21 protein-coding genes and 1 pseudogene are annotated in these 26,043 nt (G+C 54.2%); 17 read left to right on the top strand and 5 right to left on the bottom strand.

The window, feature by feature from the left end:
- Nucleotides 1-4 precede the first annotated feature (4 nt).
- Nucleotides 5-1,420, bottom strand: a complete 1,416-nt coding sequence (locus Q3F21_RS17120) for a YheC/YheD family protein (RefSeq protein WP_340255522.1) — start codon at nt 1,418-1,420, stop codon at nt 5-7.
- Nucleotides 1,421-1,513: 93 nt separating this feature from the next.
- Here Q3F21_RS17120 and Q3F21_RS17115 point away from each other — a divergent pair, with 93 nt between their 5' ends.
- Together Q3F21_RS17115 and Q3F21_RS17110 are read left to right on the top strand one after the other, a co-directional pair.
- A complete protein-coding gene (locus tag Q3F21_RS17115; RefSeq protein ID WP_340255519.1) occupies nt 1,514-2,671 on the top strand; it encodes a DUF445 domain-containing protein in 1,158 nt (385 codons plus the stop codon).
- 207 nt (nt 2,672-2,878) lie between these two features.
- On the top strand, nt 2,879-4,189 hold the full coding sequence (locus Q3F21_RS17110) for a DRTGG domain-containing protein (protein ID WP_340255516.1): 1,311 nt from the start codon (nt 2,879-2,881) through the stop codon (nt 4,187-4,189).
- 477 nt (nt 4,190-4,666) lie between these two features.
- Here the strand turns inward: Q3F21_RS17110 and Q3F21_RS17105 are convergent, their stop codons facing one another.
- Nucleotides 4,667-4,978, bottom strand: a complete 312-nt coding sequence (locus Q3F21_RS17105) for a YtpI family protein (RefSeq protein ID WP_340255678.1) — start codon at nt 4,976-4,978, stop codon at nt 4,667-4,669.
- A gap of 180 nt (nt 4,979-5,158) precedes the next feature.
- Between Q3F21_RS17105 and Q3F21_RS17100 the strand changes: the two genes are divergently transcribed.
- From Q3F21_RS17100 to nrdJ, 10 genes are all read left to right on the top strand, one after another.
- Nucleotides 5,159-5,251: a putative holin-like toxin gene (locus tag Q3F21_RS17100; protein ID WP_221175480.1), complete on the top strand. Its 93-nt coding sequence runs from the start codon at nt 5,159-5,161 to the stop codon at nt 5,249-5,251.
- Nucleotides 5,252-5,499: 248 nt separating this feature from the next.
- Nucleotides 5,500-8,928: a DNA polymerase III subunit alpha gene (locus Q3F21_RS17095; protein ID WP_340255512.1), complete on the top strand. Its 3,429-nt coding sequence runs from the start codon at nt 5,500-5,502 to the stop codon at nt 8,926-8,928.
- A gap of 157 nt (nt 8,929-9,085) precedes the next feature.
- The gene (locus tag Q3F21_RS17090) at nt 9,086-10,330 is read left to right on the top strand and encodes an NAD(P)-dependent malic enzyme (RefSeq protein ID WP_340255509.1); all 1,245 of its coding nucleotides are present in this window, start codon (nt 9,086-9,088) and stop codon (nt 10,328-10,330) included.
- Nucleotides 10,331-10,422: 92 nt separating this feature from the next.
- Entirely contained in the window at nt 10,423-11,094 is a 672-nt protein-coding gene (locus Q3F21_RS17085; RefSeq protein ID WP_340255506.1) for a FadR/GntR family transcriptional regulator, read from the top strand.
- Between the two features lie 85 nt (nt 11,095-11,179).
- Complete coding sequence (locus tag Q3F21_RS17080) at nt 11,180-11,362, top strand: hypothetical protein (protein ID WP_003388005.1); 183 nt, start codon at nt 11,180-11,182, stop codon at nt 11,360-11,362.
- Between the two features lie 21 nt (nt 11,363-11,383).
- Nucleotides 11,384-12,292, top strand: a complete 909-nt coding sequence (accD, locus tag Q3F21_RS17075) for an acetyl-CoA carboxylase, carboxyltransferase subunit beta (RefSeq protein ID WP_340255503.1) — start codon at nt 11,384-11,386, stop codon at nt 12,290-12,292.
- A 2-nt stretch (nt 12,293-12,294) separates the two neighbouring features.
- The gene (accA, locus tag Q3F21_RS17070) at nt 12,295-13,251 is read left to right on the top strand and encodes an acetyl-CoA carboxylase carboxyl transferase subunit alpha (protein WP_340255500.1); all 957 of its coding nucleotides are present in this window, start codon (nt 12,295-12,297) and stop codon (nt 13,249-13,251) included.
- A gap of 219 nt (nt 13,252-13,470) precedes the next feature.
- Complete coding sequence (pfkA, locus tag Q3F21_RS17065) at nt 13,471-14,430, top strand: 6-phosphofructokinase (RefSeq protein ID WP_340255497.1); 960 nt, start codon at nt 13,471-13,473, stop codon at nt 14,428-14,430.
- Nucleotides 14,431-14,461: 31 nt separating this feature from the next.
- Nucleotides 14,462-16,216, top strand: a complete 1,755-nt coding sequence (gene pyk / locus Q3F21_RS17060; RefSeq protein WP_340255494.1) for a pyruvate kinase — start codon at nt 14,462-14,464, stop codon at nt 16,214-16,216.
- A 444-nt stretch (nt 16,217-16,660) separates the two neighbouring features.
- Complete coding sequence (nrdJ, locus tag Q3F21_RS17055) at nt 16,661-18,916, top strand: ribonucleoside-triphosphate reductase, adenosylcobalamin-dependent (protein WP_340255491.1); 2,256 nt, start codon at nt 16,661-16,663, stop codon at nt 18,914-18,916.
- 64 nt (nt 18,917-18,980) lie between these two features.
- Here nrdJ and Q3F21_RS17050 read toward each other — a convergent pair whose 3' ends face one another.
- Both Q3F21_RS17050 and Q3F21_RS17045 read right to left on the bottom strand, forming a co-directional pair.
- Nucleotides 18,981-19,472 carry an NUDIX hydrolase gene (locus tag Q3F21_RS17050; protein ID WP_340255675.1) on the bottom strand — a complete coding sequence of 164 codons (492 nt, stop codon included), beginning with the start codon at nt 19,470-19,472 and terminating at the stop codon, nt 18,981-18,983.
- 69 nt (nt 19,473-19,541) lie between these two features.
- A pseudogene (locus Q3F21_RS17045) lies at nt 19,542-19,757 on the bottom strand (NIPSNAP family protein); the annotation flags it as partial.
- A gap of 192 nt (nt 19,758-19,949) precedes the next feature.
- Here Q3F21_RS17045 and Q3F21_RS17040 point away from each other — a divergent pair.
- Together Q3F21_RS17040 and Q3F21_RS17035 are read left to right on the top strand one after the other, a co-directional pair.
- Nucleotides 19,950-20,381 carry a YbgC/FadM family acyl-CoA thioesterase gene (locus tag Q3F21_RS17040; RefSeq protein WP_340255488.1) on the top strand — a complete coding sequence of 144 codons (432 nt, stop codon included), beginning with the start codon at nt 19,950-19,952 and terminating at the stop codon, nt 20,379-20,381.
- A gap of 2 nt (nt 20,382-20,383) precedes the next feature.
- On the top strand, nt 20,384-20,782 hold the full coding sequence (locus Q3F21_RS17035) for an FxsA family protein (protein ID WP_340255485.1): 399 nt from the start codon (nt 20,384-20,386) through the stop codon (nt 20,780-20,782).
- A gap of 95 nt (nt 20,783-20,877) precedes the next feature.
- Here the strand turns inward: Q3F21_RS17035 and ytvI are convergent, their stop codons facing one another.
- A complete protein-coding gene (gene ytvI, locus Q3F21_RS17030) occupies nt 20,878-22,008 on the bottom strand; it encodes a sporulation integral membrane protein YtvI (RefSeq protein WP_340255482.1) in 1,131 nt (376 codons plus the stop codon).
- Nucleotides 22,009-22,430: 422 nt separating this feature from the next.
- Here ytvI and citZ point away from each other — a divergent pair, with 422 nt between their 5' ends.
- The 3 genes from citZ to mdh all read left to right on the top strand — a co-directional run bounded on the left by citZ (nt 22,431) and on the right by mdh (nt 25,984).
- Entirely contained in the window at nt 22,431-23,543 is a 1,113-nt protein-coding gene (citZ, locus tag Q3F21_RS17025; protein WP_340255479.1) for a citrate synthase, read from the top strand.
- A 149-nt stretch (nt 23,544-23,692) separates the two neighbouring features.
- Nucleotides 23,693-24,976 (top strand): NADP-dependent isocitrate dehydrogenase, encoded by a 1,284-nt coding sequence (gene icd / locus Q3F21_RS17020; RefSeq protein ID WP_340255476.1) that lies wholly within the window; start codon nt 23,693-23,695, stop codon nt 24,974-24,976.
- A gap of 69 nt (nt 24,977-25,045) precedes the next feature.
- The gene (gene mdh, locus Q3F21_RS17015; RefSeq protein ID WP_340255473.1) at nt 25,046-25,984 is read left to right on the top strand and encodes a malate dehydrogenase; all 939 of its coding nucleotides are present in this window, start codon (nt 25,046-25,048) and stop codon (nt 25,982-25,984) included.
- The last annotated feature ends 59 nt before the right edge of the window (nt 25,985-26,043 follow it).

The raw sequence follows: 26,043 nt of genomic DNA, 5'->3' as shown, positions 1-26,043 counted from the left end.
AAGGTCACCCTCGTCTTGATTTCTTGCTTGCTTCTGATTTGCGTTTACCTGATCGCGGAAAGCCGCTCAGGAAGGCAGAGTAGTCGAGCATCCGCAGAGCGGAAGGCCGCACGCGTCTGGGCGAGTTTTCGTCTCCGCCTCGCATCGGAAGGGAGTTGGTCGTCTTGGAAGGTTTACTGTTTACTTCGAGGAGCCAAACATGTCCGCGTACATCTACACCCAGATCGATGCCAAACTCGGCGTAATGCCCGCTGAGCGATTGCTCCAAAAGCTGGGACAGCTTCAGTGCGACGCTTCGCAGAGTCTGGACGGTCGGACGTGCTCCCGTCATCCATGGGCCGCATATCCGCAGGGCAGTAGCGGGGTTGGTCATGGAGCCGCCGCGGGAGACATTTGATACGACCTGGTTTTGCCCCAGCCTGGCGACCATTGAGGTGACGGCCCAGGCACCTTGGCGATCTTTTTGCACGAGCACCCGAAAATCGGTTGGACGCTGATGAAGACCGATCAGCGACAGCCCTTGCTGAAGCAGATATTTCTTGCCTTTGGTCTTCTGGTACAGATGACGGTGCAGTTCACTGATGCTGCCGAATTGTCTGAGGCCGCCGCCAGCCCGGCTCAGCTGATATCCGCCGCCGGTACGGCGTATGCGTGCGATTCCCCGACCCATGCTCCCGTTTACCGGTTTGGCATATACCGTCTTGTAAGACTTCAGCATCGCCTCCAGGTCTTGCTTGCTTTGATAGAGGACGGTGCGGGGCAGATGCTCGGAAGTACCCGGCTCGTTTTCCAGAGCTGTATGCACGTGCCACTTATTCAGAAAGTGTTCATTAAAAAGCGGGATATTTGCTTCCTTGCACCGCTGCATCCAGTCGCTCGTCGCTTCGCTGCGCTCTCGCCGGCGAGATACCAAGCGGTTGTAGATGCACTGCGGAAGCGGCAGAACGGCTTGCTTCCAGTGCCCGTTTTGACGTACCATTCCCCTTACGATCCCCGCGTTCCAATTGACGTCTTGCATGCGGAGAATACAGACGATTCCCCCGCGTTTGCGGCAGCTGTCGGCCACCTCGTTGAAGAACGAGGTGAATCCGCCAAATGGGGACAAAGAGTACTGGGCATTGTACGTGGAAACGAGTATGCCCAGATAGGGTCCAAAAACAAGACGCTGCTGGCTCGCTTGATAACGTACCAGCAGAGGGACTCCCTTGGGCAGGTGAAGCATCCTGGCAAGAGACGGACGGATCAGGGTATTTCCGGTTTGTTGCAGGCCGCTCACTTTGGCTTGGGCAGTTTTGCTGCCAAACTGAACGGTGACCGAAGACGGTGTGAGATTCCATTTGCGCATGTGCACCTGGGGCAGGTACAGGTCGATGTCTGTTTTGGGTTCGAACGATTGCAAAATGACTGGAACATACGACATGGCAATCCCCTTCCCATCAGGCATGAAGTTGGTCTATTTTATGAGCAGGCATATACTTTGGTTCCATGTGGAAAAGAGAGGTTGTTAATGTAGATGAACGTTTGGATGCTGGCAATAAACGTAATCGTGGGCTCTGCCATCGGCGGAATTACCAATGAACTGGCTATTCGGATGCTGTTTCGACCCCATCGCCCATGGCGAATCGGCAGGTGGCAAGTGCCTTTTACCCCTGGGCTAATCCCGCGCAGACGGGATGAGATCGCTGTTCAGATGGGGCGGTTGGTCGAAGAGCATCTGTTGACCAAGGAGGGTGTGAAAAAGGCTCTCGCCCAAGGAAAAATGGAGCAAAATCTCGCCGGGTGGCTGACGAAAGCCGCCCGGGGCTGGATGGAGGACAGCCGTTCGCTGCGCGAATGGACGTTGATTTTGTACCCTGGAGCAATCGATGAAGATGGGCGTATCGGTGAACATATCCGCACGCCGATACGGCAAGCCTGGGAGAGGTGGCTCCAAGCCCAGCTTGCCGAGCATCGGGAAAAACCGCTGCGCGAGCTGATTCCCGAGACAGGGCTGGCAAGGCTTGAGACGGCTTTGGAGGAGGTAAGCCGCCTCTTTCTGGAAAAATGCCGCGCCTATCTCCATTCCCAGGAAGGCACGCAGACACTTCAGCAGATGGTACGCGGGCTCGTCGGAGGCGGGGGAGGAATGTTTGGCGGTCTGGTCAATATGTTCCTGGGAGATGAAAAGATAATCGGGAAGCTTCTGCCCTCGCTAGACGAGCTGTTGACCAATCCGGCCTTGGCCCGGAAAATCCATGAGCTGCTGCGAGTGGAGGCTGACAAGCTGCTGGACAAGACGGTCGGAGATGTAGCCGACTGGGTAGGGAGCGAGCAAATCCAGTCCTGGTCGGATGCCGTTTTCAACAAAATGGAGGAGCAAGCGCTGCGGTGGGCGGACAAGCCCTTGTCCGAGCTGTTGGCCCCGCTTCGTGACACGATCACTTCCGTCCTGATCCCGAAAGTATCCGGCTGGCTTGTAGAAACGCTGGAGAAGAACGTGGAAAAGCTGTTTGACAAGCTGCCAATAAGTGAAATCGTAACACGGCAGGTGGAAGGCTTTCCGATCGAACGGATCGAGGAAATGGTCGTGGGGATTTCGGGTCGGGAATTTCGCATGATTACGGTGCTCGGATTTATCCTGGGGGGCATCATCGGGCTTGTACAGGGACTGTTATCCCTTCTGTTTAGCTAGATTTATCGTATTGAAACGAAACTGTAAACCGCTTGTAATGATTATGTAATATTCCAGGGGTAAGATAAAGACACGATGAAAACCCCCTTAATGATATACTTTCTGCCGGAGTAGCCGAAAAGCTACCCTTTTTTTTTGCCCGCTCATCGGGTATATTGTTCCAAGGAGATTGCGTTCATAGAGAAAGGGGAGGGGGGCACGAGACGCATGGCAACCAAACACGAACAAATTCTTCAATATATAGACAAACTGCCGATCGGGTCAAAAATCTCGGTGCGTCAAATCGCCAAAGACCTGGACGTCAGCGAAGGGACGGCTTACCGTGCGATCAAGGAAGCGGAGACGCAAGGGTACGTCAGCACGATTGAGCGCGTCGGAACGGTGCGGATCGAGAAAAAGCAGAAGGAAAACATCGAGCGGCTGACGTTTGCCGAAGTCGTCAATATTGTCGATGGACACGTACTTGGCGGCCGCGAGGGGCTGCACAAGACGTTGAACAAATTCGTCATCGGCGCCATGCAGCTGGAAGCGATGATGCGCTATATCGATGCGGGCAGCCTGCTGCTCGTCGGGAATCGCTATCAGGCACATAAAATCGCGCTGCAGCAAGGGGCAGCCGTTTTGATTACCGGCGGCTTCGACACAAGCGAAGAGGTAAAGCAGCTGGCGGACCGCCTGGCTTTGCCGATCATCTCGTCGAGTTACGACACGTTTACGGTAGCCGCCATGATTAACCGGGCCATTTACGACAGGTTGATCAAAAAAGAGATTGTCATGGTCGAGGATATTTTGAAGCCGTTGGCGGAGACGCCCGTTTTGCTGCCAACCGATCCGGTAGCCAAGTGGCATCAGTATACCGAGCTGTACCACGACACGCGTTTTCCGGTCGTCGATGAACAGATGCGCTTGATCGGAATCGTGACATCCAAGGACATCATCGGTCACGACCAGACGGCGCCGATCGAAAAGGTAATGACAAAAAACCCGATTACGACCTCGCCGCGCGTTTCCGTTGCGTCTTCGGCCCATACGATGGTGTGGGAAGGAATCGAGCTGTTGCCGGTAGTGGACAACTACCGCAAGCTCGTCGGGGTGCTGAGCCGAAACGACGTTTTGAAGGCGCTCCAGTATACGGCCAAGCAGCCGCAGATGAGCGAGACTTTTCCCAATCTGATCATGTCTCATTTTCGCGAAGAACGGCAGGGTGAGGACATTGTCTACACGGGAGAGGTTACGCCTCAAATGACGAACCATCTGGGTACCATTGCCAGCGGCATCATGACGACAGTGATCGCCGAGGTCGGCTGCAATCTGCTCCGAAACCACCGAAAAGGGGACATGGTGCCGGAAAACATCACCGTCTACTTTTTGAAACCGGTCCAGATGGAGAGCAAAATCCACGTTCGTCCGCGTCTGCTCGACATCAGCCGGCGCTTCGGGAAAGTCGAAGTGTCGGTGTACCAGGGAGACCAAATGGTAGGACAGGCGATGGTGACCGCACAAATTATCGACCGTTAACATCGAATCGAATAGATGGCACACAAAAAGGAAGGGAGCTTGCTCGCCTTCCTTTTTTGCGTATATTACCCGGAACCGCTGATCAGGAAGTTAATGATGCCGACGAGGAACAAGAAGCAGAGGAATCCGATCAGACAGTATCCCAAGAAGAGAATCAGATTGTTTGGAGATGGCCCCCGCATATAGTGATTTCCCCCTCTGAAACATCTTTATATGTAAATACGGTGCGGCGAGGAGTTGGTTTCCCATTTTACCAAGGTAGTAAAAAGGTGTGGAAGCATTTTCCGTAAAAATAAAAAGGACAACCGTCGGCACAGCGCTCCGGTTGTCTGAAGCATAGAATGTCACACACGCCCATTATAGCGTAAGAAAAAAACGTTTAGCCAGAAAAAACAGATGGGAATGAAGGAAAAGCTTCCCGGTTCAACGGAAAGTCGCAAGAAAATCGCATGGGGCGGAGCTCAAAACCGGCAGCGGTCACGAGTTTTTATTCACTTCTGCCTGCCAGGCGGCACGGTATCGGAGAAAATTGCGTGTGCCAAGAGTCAGGTTCACGACTCCCACGAACAGAAGCAGCAGACCAACGACGATGCGAATCTTGTCCAGCTCCGCAAAAGAAAATTGGTTCAATCCAAACAAGCTGACCAATATTCCGAGCGATATATTCATCTTTCCGAGCGTCATTCGTGAGACGAGCGGGTGAATGCCTCGCTGACGGGCTGTCACGCTGTAATAGACGCTGGCGACCAACGATGCGATCACACCCGTCATATAGGTAGCAAACCACATAAATGGATTCATCCTCTCCTGCAATCTAGGATAATCCTACTAAAGTTTGCAAATCAGGTCAAATTGTGCATGGGAATGTTTGTTCTGGTTATACTTTGTGGTATAATTTTCTTGTACAATCCGGACAGCTCACCAGGGGCAGCGAGCTCATCCCCACTCTGAAGGGAAGGGGGTGATGCCATGACTGTATTCGAAGCCATCAGTCTCATGCTGTCTTTCGGTTCCCTGGTCGTTCTTCTTGTCACCCATGATCTGAGCAACAAAAAGAAGTAGCTCGCCCCAATCGGATCAATCAGGCGAGCTGCTTCTTCCGGCGGGCCGCTCCTCTGCGGGCACCGATTGTACGTGGGCCGGAGCGCGGCAACGCTTCGGTCCTTTTCTTTCACTATACCTCCCGCACGCTTGATTGTAAAGGCGGGTGGCGCGGATGCGGGCGAGGCGGTTTCTGTTCGAAAGCCACTTCGTTATAATAAAGAGAGAAAGCAATAAAATGACGTGAAAGCAAGAGAGGGAGAAGCGAAATGACCCCCTTTGTGCATTTGCATGTGCATACGGAATACAGCCTGCTCGACGGGGCGGCGCGAGTGGAGAAGCTGGTGCAGCGGGCCGCGGAGCTGGGGATGAAAGCGCTGGCTGTGACGGACCATGCCAATCTGTACGCGGCCGTCCCCTTTTACAAGGCGTGTAAAGAGGCAGGGATCAAGCCCATCATCGGGATGGAAGCCTGTGTAATAGAAGGGAACCTTCAGGATCGGGTGCGCAGTGCGCCCCCTCCCAGCCATCTGGTTTTGCTGGCGGAAAATCGGGAAGGTTACGAAAATCTTTTGAAACTGGCTACGATTGCGAATACGGACGGCCATTTTATTTTGCCCCGTCTGAATAAAGCGGCGCTGGCCAAGCACAGCAAAGGATTGATCGCTCTTAGCGGCTGCCGGGAAGGAGAGGTGGCCCGCGCCCTGCTGTCCGGCGATGTGGAGGAGGCCAGGCGGGCGGCCTTGTGGTATCGGGATATATACGGTCCGCAGCATTTTTATCTGGAACTGCAGGATCACGGTCTGGAGACCGAACGCCGCCTCAATCAGCGCTTGCTCAGACTCGGTCATGAGACGGGTCTGCCGCTGGTGGTGACAAACAATGTCCATTACATCCTCTGCGAGGATCACCGCGAGCATGACATCTTGCTTGCGATCGGACAAGGGAAAACGGTTGATGAGGAGAACCGCTTTCGCTATGAGACAGACCAGTACTATCTGAAGAGCGGCGATGAAATGGCCCAGCTCTTCGCCCACGTGCCGGGGGCGCTCGCCAGCACGGTAGAGATTGCCGAGCGCTGCCAGTGGGAACTGTCGTTTGGACAGCATATTTTGCCGAAATATCCGCTTCCGGACGGACAAGATCCGACGGTTTACTTGCGCGAACTGTGCGAGCAAGGCTGTATAGAGCGGTACGGCGCGATCACTCCAGAGGTGCGCGAGCGGATGGAGCACGAGCTGTCCATCATTACCCGCACCGGCTTTACGCACTACTTTTTGATCGTCTGGGATTTCATGCGCTTTGCGCACGAGGCGGGGATTCCGACAGGGCCGGGGCGAGGCTCGGCAGCAGGCAGCCTGGTCGCTTACGCGCTCAAGATCACCAAAGTAGACCCGCTCAAATTCAGCCTGCTGTTTGAACGGTTTCTGAACCCCGAACGCATCACAATGCCCGACATCGACATCGATTTTTCCGTGGAGCGCAGAGACGAGGTCATCCGCTATGTGGCGGACAAATACGGGCGCGACCGCGTTGCCCAGATTATCACCTTTGGAACGATGGCGGCGAGGGCGGCGGTTCGGGACACCGGCAGGGCGCTGGGAATGTCGCTGGCGCTGGTTGACCGGGTGGCGAAAATGATTCCCCAATCGCCGGGCATGACCATCGAGCGGGCATTTCAGCTCAATCCCGATTTAGACAAGCTGTGTTCGGAAAACGCCCAGGCCCGGCAGCTGATCGAAACGGCCAGAGGCGTGGAGGGACTGCCTCGCCACGCGTCCACGCACGCCGCGGGCGTGGTGATCGCCCCCGAACCGTTGACGTCGTATGTCCCGCTGCAGGAAGGCAGCGAGGGATTGGCCCTGACCCAGTTTCCGATGGAGGATCTGGAGCAGATCGGGCTGCTGAAGATGGATTTTCTCGGCCTGCGGAACCTGACGATCATTCAGGAAACGCTTCGCCATTTGAAACAGGCCGGCGTAGAGATCGATTTGGAAACCATTCCGCCGGACGATCCGAAGACGTTCCAGATGCTCGGGCGCGGTGAGACAACCGGAGTCTTTCAGCTGGAATCTGCCGGTTTTCGACACGTTTTGCGGGACCTGAAACCGACCGGCCTCGATGACATCATCGCGGTGCTCGCGCTGTACCGTCCGGGCCCGATGGAGATCATCCCGCAATACATCCGGGCCAAGCACGGAGAAAGCAAGGTGGAGTACGCTCATCCCGATCTGGAGCCGATCCTGAGGGAAACACACGGATTCATGATCTACCAGGAGCAGATTATGCAGATATCGTCCAAGCTGGCCGGCTTCAGTCTGGGAGAAGCGGACATTTTGCGGCGGGCCGTGGGCAAGAAAAAGCGGGAGCTTCTAAACGAGCAGCGGGAGAAGTTCGTCGCCGGCTGCATTCGCCAAGGCTACGGGGAGAAGCTCGGACACGAGATTTACGATCTGATCGTTCGCTTTGCCGATTACGGATTCAACAAGGCCCATTCCGTCGCGTATGCGATGATTTCCTATCACATGGCCTACCTCAAGGCCAACTATCCGCTCGCGTTCATGGCCGCGCTTCTCTCGCTGTCGATCGGCAGCCAGACGAGAATCGCGGAGTACACGGAGGAGGCCCGCCGCCTGCATCTGCAAGTACTCCCGCCTGATGTGAACGAGAGCGAGGCCGTCTTTACGGTCAGCCGGGATGCGATTCGCTTTGGCCTTGCAGCCGTCAAGAACGTGGGCTACGGAGCGATCGATTCGATCATGCGGGAGCGGGCAAAACGGCCGTACCGCGACCTGTTTGACTTTTGCGCCCGGGTGGATGGCCGCCTTGTCAACAGGAGAGTCGTCGAATCGTTGATCCTTTGCGGAGCGCTGGACTCGCTGCCGGGACACCGGAGCCAGCTGATGGTGCTCCTGGACGAGGCGATGGGCAAGGCGACCAGCAAGAGGAGCGAGCGTGACGCGGACCAGCTCAACTTGTTTGCTGGAGACAGCGAAGCGGATGCCGTCCGTCAGCCGTCGGAATATCCGGAGGTGCCGCCGTTTTCCCGAAGCCAGCAGCTGAAGGAAGAACGCGACCTGCTCGGCGTTTACTTGTCCGGGCATCCGCTGGATCAGTATTCGCACCTTTTCAATCGGCCGCAGGTGCACGCCGTATCGGCTCTGTCCGAGTGCGCCCGGGAGCAGACCGTCAAGATCGTGGGCATGATTGCGGAAGAAAAACGGATCCAGACGAAAAAAGGAGAACCGATGGCGTTTCTCATGCTGGAAGACAAGACGGCCCAGGTAGAAACAGTCGTCTTTCCAAAGGTGTACGCCAAATACGGAGAGCTGTTGAAAAAAGAGCGGGTCGTCGTAGCAGAGGCGCGAATCGATCATCAGGACGACTCCGTCAAGCTGATTGCCAACCGCTTTTGGGATGCTGCTTCTCTGCCGAGGCCGACGCTTGAGCCCGTGCTGTTTGTCAAAATATCGGCCGAACAGGAGCACGATTCGACGCTTCACAGCTTGCAGCGGCTTTTTGTCGAAAAAAGAGGTACGATTCCCGTTGTCTTGTACTACGAGGGAAAAAGACAGACAATTCGCCTTCCGGACGCGATTCGGGTAGAGGTGGACGAGTCATTTTTGGAGCAAGCGCGAGAAATTGTGGGACGTGACAGCGTAATTCAAAAAGAATTGCCCATAAACGGGGGAGGATGAGCATAGTCCTCTCTTTTTTGGCGATTTCGAGAGGTTTACAGGAGAAACGGTTTTGCTATAATGAGAACATAATTTAAAAAAGTGGTCTGACCACTAAGCGCAGGTTCAGTATAGATAATCCGGAAACATACATACAAAGATGAATGGAGTGGTAATTGTGTCCAAATTACGAGAGGAAGCACTGGAACTTCACAGAAAGCATCAAGGGAAACTGGAAGCGGTAACCAAGGTGCCTGTACGCAATGCGCGCGACTTGAGTCTCGCTTATTCGCCTGGTGTGGCAGAGCCTTGCAAGGAGATTTTTGACGATCCGGCGAAAGTATACGAGTACACCATGAAGGGAAATCTCGTTGCCGTTGTCAGCGACGGTACAGCTGTTCTCGGACTGGGCAATATCGGACCGGAAGCCGCTATGCCGGTAATGGAGGGCAAGGCTGTCCTGTTCAAGTCGTTTGCAGGGGTAGACGCGTTCCCGATTTGCCTGAATACGACCGACGTGGACAAAATCGTCGAAACTGTAAAAATGCTGGAGCCGACTTTTGGCGGGGTAAATTTGGAGGACATCGCTGCGCCTGCCTGCTTCGAGGTAGAAGAGCGCCTGAAGCGCGAAACGAATATCCCGGTCTTCCACGATGACCAGCACGGTACGGCGATTGTCACCGCTGCCGGACTGATCAACGCTCTGCGCGTCGTTAACAAAAAGCTGGAGGATATCCGCGTCGTAGCCAATGGCGCGGGGGCAGCGGGGATCGCCATCATCAAGCTGCTGTTGTCCATGGGCGTAAAGGAAGTCATTATGTGCGACACCAAAGGAATCGTATACGAAGGCCGTACGTTCGGAATGAACCCGATCAAGGAAGAAATGGCGAAGATCACCAACCGTCAAAAGCTGGAAGGCGGTCTGGTCGAAGCGATGAAGGGCGCAGACGTATTTATCGGCGTTTCCGTAGCCGGTGCCGTCACGCCTGAAATGGTGAAATCGATGAACCGCGACGCGATTATTTTCGCAATGGCCAACCCGACTCCCGAGATCATGCCGGAAGAGGCGAAAGCGGCTGGTGCGGCTGTCGTCGGTACAGGCCGTTCCGACTTCCCGAACCAGGTAAACAACGTCCTTGCTTTCCCGGGCATTTTCCGCGGAGCGCTCGACACCCGCGCAACCGCCATCAACGAAGAGATGAAGCTTGCAGCCGTGTACGCCATCGCCGACCTGATCTCGGCGGAAGAACTGTCTGCGGACAGGGTGATTCCGGCTCCGTTTGATCCGCGCGTGGCTCCGCAAGTAGCCGCGGCCGTAGCGAAAGCAGCGATGGAGACAGGCGTGGCTCGCCTTTCCGTCGATCCGGAAGCGATCCGCGAAAAAACGGCGGCGCTGACAGCCATTTCTTATCAAAAAGCGTAATTTCGGACGTCATGTGACTAACACCCTCCAGGACAACAGTGCTCCTTGGAGGGTGCTTCACCGAAGGCCAATCGGGGAGGAGGAGTGAAAGGATGCTTGATTCGTTACAGGAGAGAAAGGTATACGAAGGAATTCTCCTGCAAATCCATCAGATCGTTCAGGAAAAAAACCTGCGTCCTGGTGACAAGCTGCCCTCTGAGCGGGAGTTGTCCGAGCAGCTGGGTGCCGGCCGCTCGTCTGTGCGAGAAGCGCTGCGGGCATTGGAGCTGCTTGGCCTGATCGAGACCCGCAGGGGGGAAGGCACCTTTTTAAAACATTACCGTCACAACCGCCTGATTGATATTCTCGGTTTTTTCATCCTTAGGGATTACAAAACAAAAAAAGATTTGATCGAAATGCGCCGGATTCTGGAGCTGGATGCGGTTCGGATGGCTTGCCGCCGGGCTGCCGCCAAGCACTTTGAAGAAATGGAGCGGATTTTGGCTGCGGCGGAGGAGCGGATCGGGCAGGGAGAAATTCCGACCGAGGAGGATTACCAGTTCCATCGCGTAATCTGTCGCTCCAGCCGCAATTCCATCCTTCACCGGATATGGGCGCCGCTCGTGGAATACAGCGATTCCGTCCGCAGCGAATCGCTTTCCCGCGAAGGACGGGCCAGATCGGCTGTAAACGAGCATCGTCAGATCATGGAAGCGATACGCGCAGGAGACGAGGAGAAGGCTGTCGAGCGGATGAAAAAGCATCTGGAAAACTCCAAGCTCTGACTTCTCCCGGCCAGATTTGCGACGGTAGCTGGGGCTGTGATATGATGATGCAGACCTGTATTGGACGATCAAGGAGGAAGCCACCATGTGGACGGTCATCTATATCGCTCCCAGTGAAAAAATCGCGGAACGGATACAGCAACGATTGACAGATGAAGGATTCCTGGTAAAGGTTCGCGAGGCGAAGGTCTCCAAACAGTACGAGATTCTCGTCCCCGAGAGCGAGGTACACGAAGTCCAGGAAGTACTCGGCACGATCCTTCACTGAAGAGAAAGGTGAGGTGTAACTGTGCTTAAGGATCTCTTTGGAAAAAAGCGCAAATTTGCTACAGTCCCCTCGGAAACGATATCGCGAGGAACCCCTCGGCTTGACGGCGCTGGCGAAGCCGCCGCAAAAGGCAAGGAAGTGCCCGAGGGGCTGATGAATAAGTGTCCACACTGCGGAACGATTCACTACTCCAAGGACCTGGAGAAGAATCTCCGCGTTTGCAAGGGATGCCAGTTTCATTTTTCGATGTCGGCACCGGAGCGCATTGCGTCATTGCTTGACGATGGCGTTCTGACTGAAGAATTCGACACCGACATGGCGACGGCCAATCCGTTAGGCTTTCCGGGTTACCTGGAAAAAGTGGAAGCGGATATGGAAGCGACCAATCTCAGAGAGGCAATCGTCACAGGCGAAGGGCTTCTGGATGGACAGCGCATCGTCATCGGCGTGATGGATTCGCGCTTTCGCATGGCCAGCATGGGTTCGGTCGTCGGTGAAAAAATTACCCGTTCGATCGAACGGGCGGCGGAACGCAAGCTTCCCTTTATTCTTTTTTCTGCCTCGGGCGGAGCGCGGATGCAGGAAGGCGTGCTGAGCCTGATGCAGATGGCGAAAACAAGCGCGGCATTGGCAAAGCTGGACCGGGAACGCCAGCTGTTCGTGTCAGTCCTGACCAACCCTACTTACGGGGGGGTGTCTGCCAGCTTTGCTTCTCTTGGCGATTACAATATCGCCGAGCCCGGAGCGATGATCGGCTTTGCCGGCAGACGCGTAATTGAGCAGACAATCCGCCAGGAGCTGCCGAAAGATTTTCAAACAGCCGAGTTCTTGCTGAATCACGGGCAGCTCGATATGGTTGTGCATCGCAAGGACATGCGCTCGACGCTTTCCAAGCTGGTTGAGATGCACACGATTCGGGAGGGAGTATAAAGATGGCAAACGAACTTCCCTTTGAGAAACCATTGGTGGAGTTGCAGGATAAAATCAAGGAATTGCGCAGGTTCACCGAAGAAAAAGGGATTGATTTTTCCGAAGAAGTAGCGCGCCTGGAGCAAAAAGCCAAGGATTTGGCCGAGCAAATATACGGAAGCCTGACGCCGTGGCAGCGTGTGCAGCTCGCCCGTCACCCGGAGAGACCCACCACATTGGACTATATCGATCATATTTTTACCGATTTTCTGGAAGTGCACGGTGATCGTTTATTCGGAGACGACCTCGCCATTGTCGGGGGCATAGCCAAGCTGGACGGCCGCCCGGTTACCATTGTCGGGCACCAAAAAGGCAAAGATACGAAAGACAACATCAAACGCAATTTCGGCATGGCCCATCCCGAAGGCTACCGCAAGGCGCTGCGCATCATGCAGCAGGCCGATAAATTTGGCCGCCCGATCATCTGCTTCATCAACACCTCGGGTGCGTATCCGGGGAAAGCGGCGGAGGAGCGGGGGCAAAGCGAAGCGATTGCCCGCAATCTGCTGGAGATGGCGAGATTCCGCGTGCCGATCCTTTGCGTCGTCATCGGCGAGGGCGGCAGCGGCGGAGCGCTGGCGATCGGCGTGGGGAACCGCGTCTATATGCTGGAGAATTCCTATTACTCCGTGATCGCGCCGGAAAGCGCGGCGGCTATTTTGTGGAGAGACTCCAGCTTGGCGATGCGCGCGGCGGAATCGATGAAGATCACGGCTCCCGATCTGAAGGAGCTGGGAGTCATCGAGGACATTATCGAGGAGCCGTTTGGCGGCGCTCACCGCGATGTGGCGCTTCAGGCTAAGCTTGTAAAGGCCAAGCTGCTCGAAGGACTGCAACAGTTGGAACAGTTGGGGCCAGATGAATTGATACAGGATCGTTACGAAAAGTTTAAACAGATCGGTTCTTACGTCTCCCTGTAACTTGGGGGGCGTTTTTTGCTTTTTTCCGTCGATAAAATCTGATACAATCGTATTCGTAACCGGGACTTGTCAGATCTTTCTAAAAGTATGGCACATTGCTCCTGTTAGTATAACAGATATGTTCTTGTGACTGATACAGCGTGTGGCAAACGGTTTATCGTACATACTGTTTTGGTTTCAAGGCATCCTAATGACGGAAGAATGGATGAGGTGGTTTCCATGCAGAAAATTGCAGTCTTAACCAGCGGCGGGGATGCACCCGGCATGAATGCAGCCGTGCGAGCAGCCGTTAGGCGTGCCGCGTACCACGGGATTCAGATGTATGGCGTTTATCACGGCTACGAGGGTTTGATGTACGGCGATATACAGGAAATGACGCTGGGCTCGGTCGGCGATATCATCCACCGTGGCGGAACCATCCTCTATTCAGCGCGAAGTGAGGAATTCAAGACCGAGGCCGGACAGCAAAAAGCGATTGATCAGCTCAATAGACGCGGAATCGAAGGATTGATCGTGATTGGCGGTGACGGGTCCTTCCGGGGCGCCCAAAAAATTTCGGAAAAGGGTATCCGGACAATCGGAGTACCCGGGACAATCGACAACGATATCCCCTGCACGGACTTCACGATCGGTTTTGACACCGCACTGAATACGGTTGTCGACGCCATCGACAAGATCAGGGACACAGCCACATCCCATGAGCGCACCTATATTATCGAAGTCATGGGCAGGGATGCCGGGGACATTGCCTTGTGGGCTGGACTTGCTGCGGGTGCCGAGTCTATTTTGATCCCGGAGGCGGAGAATGATATCGAGGATATCGTGGAGCGGCTCGAATCGGGACACCGCCGCGGGAAAAAACATACGATCATTATCGTCGCGGAAGGGGTCGGCAGTGCCGGATATTACGCCGACGAAATCAAAAGGCTGACCGGACTGGAAACGCGCGTGACGGTGCTTGGGCATATCCAGCGGGGAGGCTCTCCCACTGCGTTTGACCGGATGCTGGCCAGCCGGATGGGGGCTGCGGCAGTCGATTTGCTGATCGAATGCAAACGAGACCGCATGGTAGGCATCCGCAACAACGTGATCGTTGACGTTGATTTCCAGGAAGCACTTTCACAAAAACATCATCTTGACTTATCCATCTATCAATTGGCGCGTACGCTCTCGATCTGATCGGGAGCAAATAGCTTAGGAGGGACTTCTTGTGTTGCGCAAAGCAAAAATCGTTTGTACGATCGGACCTGCCAGCGAATCGGTGGAGACTCTGAAAAAACTGATTCACGCGGGCATGAATGTGGCTCGGCTGAATTTTTCGCACGGCTCTCATCAGGAGCATGCCGCGCGCATTGCAAGCATTCGCCAGGCCTGCGAAGAGACAGGAAAACAGGTAGCGATCCTGCTGGATACCAAAGGACCGGAGATTCGGACAGGCTCGCTCGGCGTTGACTCGGTTGAACTGGTTGAAGGCAGCCGCATTATCCTGACCACGAAGGAAGTGGCGGGGACAGAGAAGCGCGTCTCCATTACATATGGAGATCTTCCCGGCGATGTAAAAGCCGGAGACACCATCCTGATCGACGACGGTTTGATCGGCCTGACAGTGGAAAAAGTCGAAGGCAATGAGATTGTGTGCGAGATCAAAAACGGCGGTACGCTGAAAAGCAAGAAGGGTGTCAATGTGCCGGGCGTCAAAATCAATTTGCCGGGCATCACGGAGAAGGACGCTCAGGATATCGTGTTTGGCATCGAGCAGGGCGTGGATTTCATCGCGGCTTCGTTCGTCCGCAAGGCATCCGACATTTTGGAAATCCGGGAGATTTTGGAGCGTCATCACGCCAAAATCGACATCATCGCCAAGATCGAAAACCAGGAAGGCGTAGACAATGTGGACGAGATTCTCGCCGTTGCCGACGGTTTGATGGTGGCGCGCGGCGACCTCGGCGTCGAGATTCCGGCGGAAGAAGTGCCGCTCGTCCAGAAACAGCTGATCAGAAAATGCAACGATCTGGGCAAACCGGTCATTACCGCTACCCAAATGCTCGATTCCATGCAGAGAAATCCCCGACCGACCCGCGCCGAAGCAAGCGACGTCGCGAACGCCATCTTTGACGGCACCGATGCGATCATGCTTTCCGGTGAAACGGCAGCAGGCAAGTATCCGGTAGAGTCGGTTGAGACGATGAATCGGATCGCGGTCAGAGCGGAACAAGAGCTGAACTATCGGGAAATCCTGTTTGCCCATGCGGTGAAAAAGCAGGTGACGATCACGGACGCGATCAGTCAGGCAGTGGCAAATGCGGCGCTGGATCTGGACGCGACAGCGGTGATTACGGCAACCGAAAGCGGACACACAGCCCGAATGGTGTCCAAATATCGTCCAAAGGCTCCGATCGTGGCGGTCACCCCGCACGAGAGCGTCATGCGTCGACTGGCACTGGTCAACGGCGTGTATCCGGTGCTTGGGACCGTAGCCAACACGACGGATGAGATGCTGGAGCTCTCCGTTCAGAAGTCGCTGGAGGCAGGCTTCGTTCGCCATGGCGATCTGGTTGTGATTACGGCGGGCGTTCCGGTACAGGAGGTCGGTACCACCAACCTGATGAAAATCCATGTGATTGGCGACATTGTGGCAAAAGGGCAGGGGATTGGCCGCAAAATCGTGACAGGCAAGGTCGTGGTAGCTCGTTCGGCTGCGGAAGCAATCGAAAAGACCGAAGAGGGGAACGTTCTTGTCATGATCGGTACAGACTCGGAAATGGTGCCGGCATTTGAAAAAGCAGGCGCAGTCATAACCGAGGAGGGAGGCCTAACGTCCCATGCGGCCATCGTTGGGTTGAACCTCAATGTTCCAGTCATCGTAGGCGTCAAAAAAGTGACCGAGCTGCTCAAAGACGGTCAAACCGTGACAGTCGATGCCGAGCGGGGGCACATTTACACCGGACATGCCCGCGTACTGTAGGAGCTAGCTGAATAACGCTTTCCATAAAATGGAGAGGGGGTGCGAGGCCGTCCCCTCTCTTTGTCGCGTCTGTCGTCTATAGGAAAAAAGTCCGTTTTTGCAGAAAGCGGCGAGTGAGCATTCTGTGTCAAACGATTGCTTAATCGCGAGAATTTCCCTACCCGACGAAGGGTGCCAATCGGGAGTTAATTTGGTAAAATTGGATTTTCGCCTGCTCTCAAACTCCTGGGGAGCAAAAGCTTGTCAAGTCCTGTTTTTTATAAAAAACACAATATATTGTGTTGTCGAAAAATCTTCTGCACAATATATAGAAAAAATCTATTGTGTTTTTGGGGGAAACATAGTTAACTAGAAAGAGAGATTTGCGACATGAAATAGGAACAGGCGCGCAGCTACGGACAGGTACATTCGACGTAGTTTTGCTATTTAGAAGGAGGAACCGACATGCTGGCAACAGAAACGAGAACCCGTTTTCTCCGGGATGAATTCCTGGATCAATATCCAGACTTCCCGTTACATATGAACCCACTGGGGCAATTTGTTTACTACCGCACCTACTCCCGTTTTATCCCTGAGCTGGGCAGACGCGAGACGTGGAAAGAAACCTGCCGCCGTTCGGTGGATTACAATGTAAAGCTTGCTTACCAACATATGCGGAAAATCGGGCTCACCCCTGATCTGCGTGAACTGGAGGCAGAGGCAGAGGGTCTGTTTGACAATATGTTCAACCTGAAGCAATTCCTGTCCGGACGGACTCTATGGGTTGGAGGCGCGGACAACGGGGTAGCCGATCTGTATCCGCTGGCCAACTTTAACTGCTCTTTCCTGAACATCAAGTCGTGGGAAGACCTGTGCGATCTTTTCTACCTGCTGCTGGTGGGAACAGGAGTGGGCTTCAAGTGTACAAAGCAAATGGCTGAAGGCTTGGCTCCGATCCGGACCAATGTTACCCTGCTCTCTTCCGAGTACAAGCCGCTGCCGATGCACCAGCGTCTGGAGCGCTCGGAGCTGAAGGTGCTGGAGAACGGCTATGCCAAAATTTACGTCGGCGACAGCAAGGAAGGCTGGGTCGAATCGCTCCGTCACTACCTGCATATTTTGACCGACCCTGCCTACGAGCAAATCCATACCGTCAAAATTTCCTACAACAGCGTACGGCCAAAAGGCGAGCGCCTGAAGCGTTTTGGCGGAACCGCCAGCGGTCACGAGCCGCTTCGCGAAATGTTCGAAGGAATCGACAAGGTATTGAAAAACCAGATTGACGCTTCGCTGGATCCAATCGCGGTCGATGAAAAGGGCTACGGCAAGATTCGTCCGATCCATGTCCTCGATATCGGCAATCTGATTGGCGCAAACGTCGTCGTTGGCGGCGTTCGGCGGACGGCGGAAATCTTCCTGTTCGACCACGATGACTTCGAGTGTCTGTTTGCCAAATACGGCATCAACGGCTTTTGGACGGAGCAGCAAATCGCGCATCATAAAAAAGTCGGGGAGCTGCTCGGCGACAAGAAGCCTTCCTGGTTTGACCATATTCAAAAGGTGGGCGACGGCCGCTTCGGTCTGGACCATCGCCGCATGTCCAACAACTCGATCGCGTTCAACCAGATGCCGACCCGCGAATTCCTGCATCTCGTATTCACGATGATGCAGCTGGAGGGCGAACCGGGCTTCGTCAATCTGGAGGAGGCCAACCGCCGCCGTCCGAATGCCGAGGGGTTGAACCCTTGCGCGGAAATCCTGCTGGACTCCTATGGCGTGTGCAACCTGACGACTGTCAACCTCGTCCAATTCGTAAAAGAGAGCCCGGACGGCTCCAATTACCTCGATCTGGACGGACTGCTCGACGCGCAGCGCAAATCGGCGCGGGCTGGATTGCGCATGACCTTGGTGACGCTCGAACTGCCTCACTGGGATGTGGTTCAGCAGCGCGACAGACTGCTGGGAACCTCTTTGACGGGCGTCAAGGATGCGATCGCCTCGCTGGGCTACACAGAAGAACAGGAAGTCGAGCTGCTTCGCCTGCTCGGCAATGCGGCCCGCGACGAAGCCGACCGCTATGCCTATGAGCTGCGAGTCAACTCGCCGCTGCTGGTGACAACGGTAAAACCGGAAGGCACGCTCTCTCAGGTAGCTGGCGGCGTATCCAGCGGCCTGCACTGGTCTCATTCTCCGTACTACATTCGCCGGATTCGGATCAATGCGGAGGATCCGTTGGCGAAAGCCGTTCAGACTTTGGGCTGGACCGTTCATCCCGAAGTGGGCACACCCGGGGAAACGCACGAGGAGCGCATGGCTAATGCCCGCACGCTGGTCATTGACTTCCCGGTTGCTTCCGGCGCGCGCGAGACAAAAAATGAAGTAAACGCCAAACGCCAGTTTGATACCTACTTCCGTTTCCAAAAAGAGTACACGGAGCACAACTCGTCCAACACCATTACTGTCCGCCCAAAGGAGTGGGACGAGGTGGAAGAGATCGTCTACAGCAATTGGGATAACTTCGTCGGGGTATCGTTCCTGCAGATGGACGGAGGCACCTATCAGCTGGCGCCTTACGAAGCCTGCACGAAAGATCAATACGAGGAGCTCAAAGCGAGCATGAAGCCGTTTGATCCGGCGATTCTGCAAATGTTCGAAAGAGGGGGAGACTCCGATCTTTCGACGGCCGATTCATGCGAGACAGGGGCCTGCCCGATTCGATAATCGTATGCTTGGACAAAAAGAAACCGGAGCCAGAACGGATCAATCGTTCTGCTCCGGTTTTTTGCTATCGCGGTTCGGCAGTTGTTTCTTTCATCCGGTAGATCAGCTCATACGGGGACAGACGGAACATCTCCAGGCAAATAGATCCGTTCTTCAGAGCGTCAAGCGTGCGGCTGGCCAGCTGGGGACGGGTGATGTATTCATGCAGGTTTTCCTCCGTCAGCTTGACAAAGCGGACATCCGTGGTCTCCTCCGAGGTCTGCAGGCTCCCCCCGACGGCGACTCCGCGAAAGCCGACAGCGACGATAGCGCTGGTTACATTGTGATAGACTCCGGTGATCCCGGTCAGCCGAGCTTCGATACCGGATTCCTCCCTGATTTCCCTGATGACGGCATCCAGCAAACTCTCCCCGGTCTCTACCTGTCCGCCAGGGAGCTCCCACGTATCCTGGCGATTTCGTGCTTTCACCAGGAGAACTTCACCGGCGTCGTTCGCGATATAGCCGAAAGCCGCTACGATGTGCGTGGGTGGGACGTAAGTGGTTGCAGGATGCAGAAACTCCTGTTTGCATGACAGGTACAACGGTTCCAGGCTCTTGCGCTTTTCCTGAGCCAGACGATGCAGCTCGTCAGATTTGACAGCCCTCTCGATCCGTTCATAAGCTTCCATGCTGTCGTACTCCCAGATGGCGGTCACTTCGTCGCCCCGCTCTGTTGACCAGCGGCCGACGAGCCGGGCACCGTGCTTGAGCTGGGCAGGCAGCAAGTATTCATGGAAAAAAGCCTGGAATGCGGCTTGTTTGGCTGGATCAATTTGATAGGTCCGACGGCGGTACAGCATCTGATCCCTACTCCCTTTTACGATTATTCTTATTGTAAGGCAGACGTATGAGTGCATTTCTTCGTTTCCCTGTTCATGCGCCTGTGTAAGGCAAATCGGGATATGCGGATGAGGCAGGCTGATCGCAGGTCGGCGAAACAAGGAGAATTTCGGTTGTCTGTGGTACAATAGGGAAAGAAAGGGGCGATTCCGTTGAACTCGACTGTTTATACGCATCGGATACGCGTACGGTACAGCGAGACAGACCAGATGGGGGTCGTTTACCATGCGAACTACCTGAATTGGTTTGAAGTAGGCCGGACTGAATTTATTCGTGAAACAGGAGTGACATATCGCAGTCTGGAGGAAAAGGGAATCCTTTTGCCTGTCACGGATGTCTCTCTGTCCTATAAACAGCCGGCACGCTACGATGACTGGGTGGAAATCCGGACAGATCTGGAGGAGCTGTCCATGGTCCGGCTGACATTCAGTTATGAAATATACCGGGTGGCAGACGAGCAGCTGCTCGTCACGGGCAAGACCAAGCATGCGTTTACGACGATGGAGATGAAACCGATCCGGCTGGCTCGTGTCGAGCCGGAGGTATACGCGCTGCTGGAAGAGCGGTGTGCAGGGGGGAAATAACCGTGCTTTTTCGCATATTGGTCGTTCTGTTTATCGTCGTTCCTGCGATCGAGCTGTGGGGACTGATCGCGGTGGGAAAGATGATCGGTCCGTGGTATACCGTCGCGTTGGTGATTTTGACCGGCTTTGTCGGAGCGTGGCTGGCCAAGCAGCAAGGGCTGCAGGTCATGCGGATGCTCCAGCTGCAGCTCTCCCGAGGTCAGATGCCTACAGAGACATTGATTGACGGAGCGCTGGTGCTCTCAGGCGGGCTTATGCTCCTGATGCCGGGCTTCTTCTCCGATGTTGTCGGCGTCATCTTCCTGCTTCCCTATACGCGGATGATTATCCGCCATTTCATCAAGAGATGGCTGTGGGCTCTGATCTCTTCCGGAAGGGTGCATCTTTTCTTCCGTCGCTAACTTCGTGAAAAAGCGGCTAGGTTCTGCATTTTGCGGTTCAGCCTGAGTCTATATCCGTTTTGTCGTACAAAAAAAGGAGGCCGTCGCCTCCTTTTCTAATTTTCGCTGCCTTTTATGTACTTCCAAATATCCGTAAACACATTTGCCTTTACGAGCGCATTGATCAGCACCAAGGAAACGGGTCCGATGATCAGGCCGAGAAAGCCGAATATCTGCAAGCCGACAAACAGCGCGACCAACGTGAGCAGCGGGTCCAAACCGACGTTTTCGGCGACGACCTTTGGTTCGATAATTTGCCGGAAGATCAGCACGACTCCGTACAGGATCGACAAGCCGATGACCAGACTGTAATTCCCTTTGAAGAACAGGTAAATGATCCACGGGATAAATACGGTACCTGTGCCAAGGTACGGCAGCAGATCGACGAGACCCGTGATCAGACCGATCGTAACCGCGTATTCGACCCGCAGGATCAAAAGGCCGATGATGACAATGGCGGCGGTCAGCGAAATTAGGGTGAGCTGGGCTTTGACGAAGCCGAACAAAGCGGCTTTCAAATCTTTGAAAATCTCGTCAAGCCGATTGTTGACGCCGTTTGGAAGCAGCTTTCGGAATCGGTCCTCCCAGAGAAAGAAGTCCTTGGCGATGAAAAATGCGCCGAGCAAGGAAATCACGAATACCGTAGCCAGATTCGGCAGCGACACGAGGAAGTTTTTCAGGCTGTCGAGAAATTGCACAATGAGCTGTTGGCCGGTGTGTGTAATGGAACTGAGTCCCTGTCTGATGGTGTTGTCCAATTTATCTTTGTAGGCAAGATCGAGATGCGAGTAGAACCACTGAATCTGGTCATAAAGGCCGGTCAGAAAATCCTGGGAGATCGTCCGCTGCAGGTACTGGGAAAGTTCATTGGAGAATACGGGAATCCTTTTCGCCAATTCTCCAATCTCCACGACAGTCTCGGTAATGATGATCGTAACGACGCCGCCGGAAATCGCAATTAGAAGAAGGAGGGCGATCGTTACGGACAGCCACCGGGGGAACCTGGCCTTCTTCGTCAAATACGTCACAGGCCGGTGAATGATCAGCGCAATGACTAAGGAGATTAGAAATGGGTACAGTAATGGTGAAGCGAAAACAATGAACTTGAAGCCCAAGTAAACGACCAGACAGACCCATAAAAACCGAATAATTTGAAAGAGCCGTTCAACCCAGTTATGCCGGTTCAATAGAACTCTCCTTTCTATCCTCGGAGGTGTAGAGAGATGGATTTGTTGTTTTCATAAATGTTTCCAAGCAGCTGTCCCTCCGATGAGCGTAAAAAACCGTCGTGACCGCTTTGTAACTATTATGCAGTATGCTGGTAGGTGCAAGCAAGCTTTGCCATACAGACCGGCTTTTTGGCATCTTGTACATTTATCATTCACAAAATCGCAATAATCTTTTATAATTGTGTCGAATTATGGTTGGATTCTTTTTATAACCATGCAGCAGCAGGACCCGTGGGTCTCTCCTCCCTGATATACGCGTTTTCTATAAAAGCGAATGATTATGTAAGCCGGTTTCTCAATCATTCATGTGCGGAGGGTGGTCGTAAAAGGAACCACCAGGACAATTTCATATAGCTTAGAGTGGAAAAGGAGAGAGTTACATGACAGCTACTCGCGGACTTGAAGGCGTGGTCGCCGCTCAATCTTCGATCTGTTCGATTGTCGATGGGGTACTTTGCTATGGAGGTATCAACATCGACGAGCTCGCTGAAAACGCTACCTTTGAAGAGGTTGTGTACCTGCTCTGGCATGGAGCCCTACCGAAGCGCGATCAGCTGGATGCTTTGAAAAAGCAACTGGGCGAAAATGCTGCGGTACCGAAAGAGGTCATCGACAGCATTCGCACCTATCCGAAAGGCGTACACCCGATGGCGGCGTTGCGCACAGCTGTCTCTTCGCTAGCGCTCTACGACGCAGAAGCGCAGGACATGTCCCCGGAGGCTAACTACCGGAAGTCGATTCGCCTGATGGCGCAAACTCCCACCCTGATCGCTGCGTATGCCCGCATGCGCAAGGGTCAGGAGCCGGTTGCTCCCAATCCGTCTTACGGCCTTGCGAAAAACTTCCTGTACATGCTGACTGGCGCCGAGCCTACGGAAACCGCTGTAAAAGCATTTGACGTAGCATTGATTCTGCATGCGGATCACGAGTTCAACGCTTCTACGTTCGCAGCACGTGTGACTGTGGCGACCTTGACTGATATCTACTCCGGTATCGTTTCGGCGATCGGCACATTGAAGGGGCCTCTGCACGGCGGCGCCAACGAGGCTGTAGCAGCGACGCTGGCGGAGATCGGTTCCATGGACAAAGTGGAATCCTACATTCGCCACAAGCTGGACAACAAGGAAAAAATCATGGGCTTCGGACACCGCGTGTACAAAGACGGAGACCCGCGGGCGAAATGGCTGAAGCAAATGTCCAAAGCGCTCACCGCTCAAGTCGGACGTCCGGAGCTGTATGAAATGTCCGTGAAGGTGGAAGAAATGGTGACTGGCGAAAAAGGCCTCAAGCCTAACGTCGATTTCTATTCCGCTTCCGTTTACACCGCTCTCGGACTGGAAAGCGATCTGTTCACGCCGATTTTTGCGATTAGCCGAATGTCCGGCTGGACGGCGCATATCATGGAGCAGTACGAAAACAATCGCCTGATCCGCCCGCGCGCCGATTACACAGGACCGGTCAACCAGCACTACGTGCCGATCGACCGCCGCTAAGACTACTGCTTTTCCGATCGTGGAGGAGAAAGCCCTCTATGAGCGCACTCCTAAGCACTTGCTTGAGAACTACCACCCGAGTGTGGTAGTTCTCCTACGTCTGGAAATATTTTTGTACCATTATTTTCCATTCACTGGAGGGATTTCTTGTGTTTAAAAACCTGTCGCAGCCGACTGCCGGTCAAAAGATCACGGTAGACAACGGTAAAATGGTTGTACCGAACAACCCGATCATCCCGTTTATCGAAGGGGACGGTACGGGTCCTGATATCTGGAATGCATCTGTTCGCGTGCTGGACGCAGCCGTGGAAAAAGCCTACAAAGGCGAAAAGAAAATCGCTTGGTTCGAAGTGTTCGCGGGCGAAAAATCGTTCAACAAATACGGCGAGTGGCTGCCTGAGGATACCCTTACTGCCGTTCGCGAGTACCTGATCGCGATCAAAGGTCCTCTGACCACGCCGGTCGGCGGCGGCATCCGCTCCATCAACGTAGCGCTGCGTCAAGAGCTCGATCTGTACGCGTGCGTGCGTCCTGTTCAATACTTCGACGGCGTGCCTTCTCCGGTCAAACATCCTGAATTGACAGATATGGTGATCTTCCGCGAAAACACCGAGGACATCTACGCAGGCGTGGAATGGGCCGAAGGTACGCCGGAAGTGAAAAAAGTGATCGATTTCCTGCAAAACGAAATGGGCGTAAAGAAAATCCGCTTCCCGGAAACATCCGGTATCGGAATCAAGCCGGTTTCCAAAGAGGGTACCGAGCGTCTGGTTCGCGCAGCGATCAACTACGCGATCGACAACAAGCGCAAGTCCGTAACTCTCGTACACAAAGGCAACATCATGAAGTTTACGGAAGGCGCGTTCAAAAGCTGGGGCTACGCAGTGGCTGAAGCCGAATTTGGCGACAAAGTATTCACATGGGCTCAGTACGACCGCATCAAAGCCGAGGGCGGCGACGCGGACAAAGCGCAAAAAGAAGCGGAAGCAGCGGGCAAAATCATCGTAAAAGACGTGATTGCAGACGCGTTCCTGCAGCAAATCCTGACTCGTCCGGCCGAGTACGACGTAGTAGCTACGCTGAACCTGAACGGCGACTACATCTCCGACGCGCTGGCTGCACAAGTAGGCGGCATCGGCATCGCGCCAGGGGCAAACATCAACTACCTGACTGGCCACGCAATCTTCGAAGCAACCCACGGTACAGCTCCGAAGTATGCTGGTCTGGATAAAGTAAACCCGTCCTCCGTCATCCTTTCCGGCGAAATGATGCTCCGTCACCTGGGCTGGAACGAAGCGGCAGATCTGATCATCAACTCCATGGAAAAAACGATTTCCGCGAAAACCGTAACGTACGATTTCGCACGTCTGATGGAAGGCGCAACCGAGCTGAAATGCTCCGAGTTCGCTGATGCCCTGATTAAAAACATGTAAGAGAAGTACCGAGCAGACAGACTTCTGAGGCAAAACCAAACCTATTAAAGCTATTGGAGGCGACCTTAAATGGCATTCCAACGCAAAAAAATCGCGGTTATCGGCAGCGGCTTCACTGGTGCGACGACGGCATTCATTCTGGCTCAAAAAGAACTGGGAGATGTCGTGCTGGTAGACATTCCGCAACTGGAAAACCCGACAAAAGGGAAAGCGCTTGACATGATGGAATCTTCGCCGGTTCTCGGTTTTGACTCCAGCATTACAGGTACTGCCGACTATGCGGAAATCAAAGATGCGGACCTCGTCATCATCACGGCGGGGATTGCCCGCAAGCCAGGCATGTCCCGCGACGATCTGGTGAACACCAACGCGGGAATCATGCGCTCCGTTGCCGAGCAAGTGAAAACACACGCCCCGAACTCCATTGTGTTGGTTCTGTCTAACCCGGTAGATGCGATGACGTACACATTCTTCAAAACGTCCGGTTTCCCGAAAGAGCGCGTAATCGGCCAATCCGGCGTGCTGGATACAGCCCGTTTCCGCACCTTCGTGGCAGCGGAACTGAACGTGTCTGTCGAAGACGTAACCGGCTTTGTATTGGGCGGCCATGGCGATGACATGGTGCCGTTGGTGCGTTACTCCTATGCTGGCGGAATTCCGCTGGAAACGCTGATTCCAAAAGATCGTCTGGACGCGATAGTAGAGCGTACCCGCAAAGGCGGCGGAGAGATCGTCAACCTGCTGGGCAACGGCTCTGCATACTACGCTCCGGCTGCTTCTCTGGTACAAATGGCAGAAGCCATCCTGAAGGACAAAAAACGCATCCTGCCTTCCATTGCCTATCTGCAAGGAGAGTACGGCTACAATGACCTCTACCTCGGCGTGCCAACCATCCTCGGCGGAAAAGGCATCGAGAAAATCATCGAGCTGGAACTGACCGCGGAAGAAAAAGCGGCACTCGACAAATCCGCCGACTCCGTGCGCAATGTCATGAAGGTTTTGCAATAACAAGTTCTGCACTGGCATATATGGCAAATAACCAACAAAAGACGCCTCAAAGGGGCGTC

Source organism: Brevibacillus borstelensis (genome assembly GCF_037834415.1).
GTDB classification, from domain to species: domain Bacteria; phylum Bacillota; class Bacilli; order Brevibacillales; family Brevibacillaceae; genus Brevibacillus; species Brevibacillus borstelensis_A.
This window is presented reverse-complemented; position numbering and strand designations above follow the sequence as displayed.